General features: G+C 44.8%; 5 protein-coding genes. All 5 read left to right on the forward strand.

Annotated features, from left to right (window positions below; genetic code table 11):
• Window positions 1-993: glycosyltransferase family 2 protein (locus tag A3G19_RS06985; RefSeq protein ID WP_294871563.1), on the forward strand; the 993-nt coding region annotated here is incomplete at its 5' end.
• The gene (locus tag A3G19_RS06990; RefSeq protein ID WP_294871565.1) at window positions 990-3,083 is read left to right on the forward strand and encodes an STT3 domain-containing protein; all 2,094 of its coding nucleotides are present in this window, start codon (window positions 990-992) and stop codon (window positions 3,081-3,083) included. The genes A3G19_RS06985 and A3G19_RS06990, both read left to right, overlap by 4 nt.
• The gene (locus A3G19_RS06995) at window positions 3,084-3,680 is read left to right on the forward strand and encodes a sugar transferase (protein WP_294871567.1); all 597 of its coding nucleotides are present in this window, start codon (window positions 3,084-3,086) and stop codon (window positions 3,678-3,680) included. It begins immediately after the preceding gene.
• Window positions 3,677-4,783: a UDP-N-acetylbacillosamine transaminase gene (gene pglE, locus A3G19_RS07000; RefSeq protein WP_101244921.1), complete on the forward strand. Its 1,107-nt coding sequence runs from the start codon at window positions 3,677-3,679 to the stop codon at window positions 4,781-4,783. The genes A3G19_RS06995 and pglE overlap by 4 nt, the downstream gene beginning before the upstream one ends.
• The gene (locus A3G19_RS07005) at window positions 4,780-6,561 is read left to right on the forward strand and encodes a nucleoside-diphosphate sugar epimerase/dehydratase (RefSeq protein WP_294871569.1); all 1,782 of its coding nucleotides are present in this window, start codon (window positions 4,780-4,782) and stop codon (window positions 6,559-6,561) included. Before pglE ends, A3G19_RS07005 begins: the two co-directional genes overlap by 4 nt.
• Window positions 6,562-6,646: the final 85 nt, after the last annotated feature.

A 6,646-nucleotide genomic window follows, 5' to 3' on the forward strand; every position in this document is an offset into this window, starting at 1 on the left:
TTATCCGTTATTATCCCCTGCCGCAACGAAGAGCGCTACATTTCCAAATGCCTCGATTCGCTGCTTGGTTCCACCTACCCCAAAGAAGCGATGGAGGTCCTTGTCGTCGACGGGCTCAGCGATGACGACACCCGCACAATCGTGACCGAATACGCTTTCCATCACCCTTTCATCCGCCTGATCAACAACCCCGAGCGTGCAACGCCGCAGGCGCTGAACCTCGGCATCACCGAAGGGAGCGGCGAATTCATTGTCATCCTCTCGGCCCACGGAGACTACCCGAATGACTATTTTGAAAAACTGGTTTCCGAATCGATCCGGCTGGACGAGGCGTGCACGGGCGGAGTTCTCAATACCCGCACCGTCTCTAATACCCCAACCGCAGCAGCAATTATCAACGTCCTCGAAGACCGGTTCGGAACCGGCAGCCGTTTCCGCAGCGGTGCTTCCAAAATCAGCGAAGTCGATACCGTCGCTTTCGGATGCTACCGTAGAGATGTTTTCGAGAAGTTTGGTCTCTTCGATGAGCGACTCATCCGAAACCAGGATATCGAATTCAACAAGCGCATCCTCCACGGCGGCGGGAAAATCTATCTGATCCCCGATGTTACCTGCACCTATTATGCACGCGATACCTATGCGGGGCTTGCCAAAAACAATTACCAAAACGGCTATTGGAATATCCTCACCCCCTATTACACTCATACGCTCCGTTCACTGAGTCTGCGCCATTTCGTGCCGCTACTGTTCGTACTTGGTCTAATCATTCCATCTCTGCTTGCACTGCTGTATCCGCCGTTTCTGTATATCAGCGGCATTTTGCTGTGCATTTACCTAAGTATTATCGCCGTCCGATCCTGGCAGATCAAAAACAATACGACGTGGCTTCACCAAATTGCTGCTTTCGTAACCCTACACTTTAGCTATGGGTTTGGAGGCATTGGCGGTATAATAGCGCTCACAAAAAAAATCCTGTTTCGAGGCTCTTTATGAATTTTTCACTCCCAAATGAGCGAACCTCAACGCTACACCTTATTCTCTTATTGGTTATCGCCTATACGTTCAGTGTTGGTATGCGGCTGATTTGGATCGACTGGGCTTCTGGTTTTCCTGAGTTTTATTGGAATAATCAGCTTATGATCAACACTAATGACGGCTATTATTTTGCTACCGCAGCACACAATGCATGGAGTCATATTTTTGATGCCAATCCCCGAATCGCAGCACCGTGGAGTTCGGCAACTATAGCACTCACGGCACTGCTCTCCAAAGTATTCCCTCTTGAGAACGTTGTTCTATACCTCCCCGTTTTCATCTCTTCCCTCGTCGTTGTCCCGCTCATTTTGATCGCGCGTCTTTTCAATGCCCCGTATTTCGGTTTTTTCTCCGCCTTACTTGCATCGATTGCGTGGAGCTACTACAACCGTACCATGGCAGGTTATTACGATACCGATATGTTCTCTGCCATGGCACCAATGATGATCGTTTATTTCCTGATCGCCACCACGATGAAAGAAAACATCAGATGGGCATTGCTCAGCGCATTTTCGATCATGCTCTATCCGTTTTTGTACGATCAGGGGCTATCAGTCATCTATGCGATAAGTATCTTTTACATGGGATATATGCTGCTCTTTCATCGGAAGGAGTCCTTTACCTATTATTCCATCGCACTCCTTTCAATTTCCCTCTTTTTATTGCCGGTGTGGATTAAACTCATCCTGATTACCGTTCTCACCCTCCTTTACCAGCGAGGGGTTCTCTCCACCCGTATCTTGATCGTCCTTGGAGCCGCTGCGTTTGCTGTATTTTTAGTCAACGGAAACGTCGCTTCACTGATATGGGCTAAAATCCTAAGTTATACGGCAAAAGGGACGGAAACTGAAGGGCTCCACTTTTTTCAAGTAACTCAAACAGTTCGTGAAGCGGGGAAAATACCATTTTCCGAAATTGCCAACCGTATCAGCGGTGGCACTCTTTTGTTGTTTATCTCCTTTATCGGCTATATCGCTTTGATTTTCCGGCACAAAGCGTTTGTATTGACACTCCCTCTTCTGGGAATTGGCCTCTTTTCCTTCTGGGGCGGATTACGCTTTACTATCTATGCCGTTCCGGTCGCGGCTTTAGGCGCCATCTATTTTCTCTATTTGATCACGGCAACCGCAACATCGCTGAAAATCAGATACAGCATCATTATCGCATCGACACTCATTTTCCTCGCACCTCATATTGTCCACATTCTGGAGTACAAGGTTCCAACCGTAATGAGTGCAAAAGAAGTTTCCACACTGGAAAAATTCAAATTGCTCTCCGATTCCAAAGATTACACTATCGCATGGTGGGACTATGGGTATCCCCTGTGGTTTTATACCCATACCAATACGTTGATCGACGGAGGGAAACACAATCACGATAATTTTATCGTTAGTGAAATTTTAACGACCTCATCGCCGACCGAATCGGCACGTCTTTCCCGCATCGCCATCGAAACCTATGTTTCTTCGGGATATAAAGAAATCACAGATACACTGTTCATAGACCAAAACGGTGTTCCGAAGAATGTGAACGACTACCTTGACACCCTTCGTTATCAGGAGTCCGTTGCACTTCCGGTAAAGACCCGCGATATCTATTTTTACCTCCCATGGCGGATGATCGATATTCTCCCAACTATCACACTGTTCAGTAATCTGGATCTCAATACACCCGATAACCGACAACAACCCTATATGTACAGTAGCATATCCATTCAAGATACCGGTAAAACGTTAAATCTCGGAAATGGCATCTCCGTATTGAAAGAAAAAAATATGCTGAAAATAGGGAATCAGGAGGTTCCAATTAAAGAGTTTTATCAAGTCGGATACGATCAAGCTAACAAACTGCAGGTCAATCGGCAACAGTTTGCCTCGGAAGGGCTGAACATCATCTATCTGGCGAGTTATGGCCGTTTCCTGGTCATCGACGACTTTTATCTGAACTCAGTCTATATCCAGATGTTCGTTTTTGAGCACTACGATAAAAATCTGTTCGAGCCAGTCATTCTTGACCCTATGACAAAAATTTACAAGCTCAAAATCTAAATGACGTTGCGCCAGAAAAAAATTAAACGCACCTTCGACATCATCGTATCCCTGATTGGATTGTCTTTAACATGGTGGGTCATCATTATCGCCTTTTTAATTGCGTCCGTCGAAACGTGTAGCAACGGCTTTTTCATTCAGATGCGTGTCGGACGGAAGGGAAAATTGTTTCCGCTTATTAAGATCAAAACCATGCGGCCGATTGAAAACTTCTCAACAACGATTACCACAGCATTCGATCCACGTATTACCCGCAGCGGCACGTTTTTTCGAAAAACGAAAATCGATGAGCTCCCGCAACTGATCAACGTCGTTTTGGGCCAAATGAGTCTGGTCGGTCCACGCCCGGACGTCAGCGGCTACACTGACACATTGATAGGCGATGATGCCGAAATCCTGACATTGCGTCCAGGTATTACGGGTCCTGCGACACTGAAATACAAGGATGAAGAAAATATTCTTGCATCACAGGACGACCCAAAACGCTATAATGACGAAATTATTTGGCCCGATAAAGTCCGCCTCAACCGCCGTTACATTCATGAATGGTCGTTTATGGGGGATATCGGTTATCTATGGAGGACCATTTTTTCATGAAACCCCGCCTATTTCTTTCTCCGCCACACATGAGCGGTCGTGAACAGCTCTACATCGCCCAAGCTTTTGAGAGTAACTACATCGCTCCTTTGGGACCGATGGTAGAACGATTTGAACAAAGTATTCGAGATCTTACCCTCTCTCCCAATGCACTTGCCCTCAGCAGTGCTACGGCAGCACTCCATCTCGCACTTCGTGTTCTGGGTGTTGGAACAGGAGATGTAGTTTTAGCTTCGAGCTTTACCTTTATTGGATCAATAGCCCCTATTCTCTACCAAAATGCTATCCCTATTTTTATCGACAGCGATTCAAGCAGTTGGAATCTCGATCCGTTCCTTATCGAAGAAGCGATCCGTAAAGCACCAAAAAAACCTAAAGCCCTTATCCTTACCCATCTCTACGGACAATGTGCCGATTTAGACAAAATCATTGCACTATGTAACCATCACGAAATAGCCCTGATCGAAGATGCAGCAGAAAGTCTCGGAGCCACTTATAAAGACAAGCAAAGCGGAACCTTTGGAACATTCGGAGTTTACAGTTTTAACGGTAATAAAATCCTCACTACTTCTGGAGGAGGAATGCTCGTCTCTCCCGACAAAGAACTCATTGATAAAGCCCGTTTTTATTCTACCCAAGCGCGGGATGATGCTCCTTATTATGAGCATACTGAGTATGGGTACAATTATCGTATGAGTAATATTCTCGCAAGTATCGGTGTGGCTCAAATGGAAGTTTTAACCGAACGAATCGCAGTTCGGCGTCAAATTTTTGAATGGTATCGCGAAATATTGCATGATATTTCTGAAATCACATTTATGCCTGAACTATCTGAGACTCGCGGTAATCGATGGCTTACTACCCTCATCTTTGAGCACTCAGATCCAAATGCCATTCGTCTTGCTCTTGAAACTGAAAATATCGAAAGCCGCCCTCTGTGGAAACCGATGCATCTACAGCCTTTGTTTAAAGATACTCTGTCCATTCAAAATGGTACCGCACAAAAGCTCTTTGAAAAAGGTCTCTGTCTTCCTAGCGGTACCCAAATGTCTCAAGATGATGTAATGAGAGTCTGTACCTATCTTAAAATGAGTCTTAAATGATTGAATGGCTCCGCCCCAGCAGCGCCAAACGTTTTGCTTTTTTTCTATTTTTTGACATCATTTTATCCTTATGTACCCTTTATGCAGCATATCTACTCCGTTTCAATTTCAATATCCCATCCGAATTTCTGCCCCCATTTTTTAGTGTAGCATTTACCCTTATCACCCTTAAGATTTTTTGGATTCATAAGTTTAAAAACTACACTATTGTTTGGCGTTTTTATGCCCTTACAGAGGCGAAAAATCTCTTTTTTGCCCTGATCATCGCTTACGGGATGCTGGCACTTATTCATACCCTCTTGCCTAATCTTTTTTATCCATTCCCCCGCAGTGTCATTATCATTGATCTCTTCCTCTCATTTGTTTTTTTAGGGGGGCTACGGCTTATAAAGCGATTAATGTTCGGATTTGGACTACACTATAATGATCTTAAACGCACCCTCTTTATCGGAATATCGCCCAATACGGCCAATCTCATCAAAAGTGCGCTAGAAGGTTCTCGTGAATATTATCCGGTCGGCATCATTGCAGTGCAAGAAAAAAACTACAATATGATCGGATCGTACCTTAACAATATCAAAATATCGGGTATGGAAGAGGTTCACAATCTGGTTGAGTCTAAAAATATTACTGCCGCTATTATCGACGGATCACTCTCCAATGAATACTTACGCGAAGCCTACCAACGCCTTAGCGATGCAGGTATTCGAGAAATCAAACGAACACGTTTGCTCGATGAGAGTGTCAATAAAATCGAGGAGCTCTCGATCGAAGAGCTTCTCGCACGCCACCCTAAAGATCTCGATACCCACACCATCGAAACATTTATCCATGGAAAAACTGTCCTCATTACCGGTGCAGGGGGAAGTATCGGGAGTGAAATTGCTATTCAATGTCACCAATTTAATGCCTTGCGGCTTATCTTACTCGACCATAGTGAGTACAATCTTTACCAAATCGGTGAAAAAGTCCCCTCTGCTGAGCTTTACCTATGCAACATCATCGATCGTGACACATTAGACACTATTATAGAGAAAACCCAACCCGACATCGTCATTCATGCGGCAGCATATAAACATGTTCCTCTATGCGAAGCAAATGTCCAAACAGCTATTATGAATAACGTCATCGGGAGCCGTAATGTTATTGACAGTGCGATAGCGCATAATGTTCCGAAAATTGTCATCATCTCAACCGACAAAGCCGTTCGTCCTACTAATGTGATGGGGACAACAAAACGAATAGTAGAGCTTTATGCCCAAAACGTCCCTCCGCAAAACAGTGAAATCGTAGCCGTCCGCTTTGGAAACGTCTTAGGATCCAGCGGAAGTGTTATTCCAAAATTTAAATCTCAAATCGAAGCCGGCGGGCCCATTACACTGACCCACCCCGATATTACCCGCTATTTTATGCTCATTAGCGAAGCCTGTCAGCTTGTTTTGCAGGCTGCCGCCATAGCACGTGGAGGAGAACTCTTTATCCTCGATATGGGTGAAAGTGTCAAAATCGCCGATTTAGCGCAAACAATGATTCGCCTTTACGCCTCACAACCTATTGATATTGTCTATACCGGTTTACGTCCCGGTGAAAAACTCTATGAAGAACTCTTAATCGATGAGAGCGAACAAAAAACGGCCTTCGAATCTATTATGATTGCTCGCTCATCTCCGTATCCGATTGAAATATTAAAAAATGATATTGAAAAGCTTTTGGAGAGCGATAACGCTATTGATGCGTTGCAGAAAATCGTACCGGAGTTTAAACCTTCCGGTACGTAAAGATTATAATTCTGTTTTTAACGCAGCACCGTTAGAGGCGTTGGAGACGAGGAGACTGTAGCGTTTGAGCCATTTGGAATGGATC

This window comes from Sulfuricurvum sp. RIFCSPLOWO2_12_FULL_43_24 (assembly GCF_001829605.1).
Taxonomy (GTDB): Bacteria; Campylobacterota; Campylobacteria; order Campylobacterales; family Sulfurimonadaceae; genus Sulfuricurvum.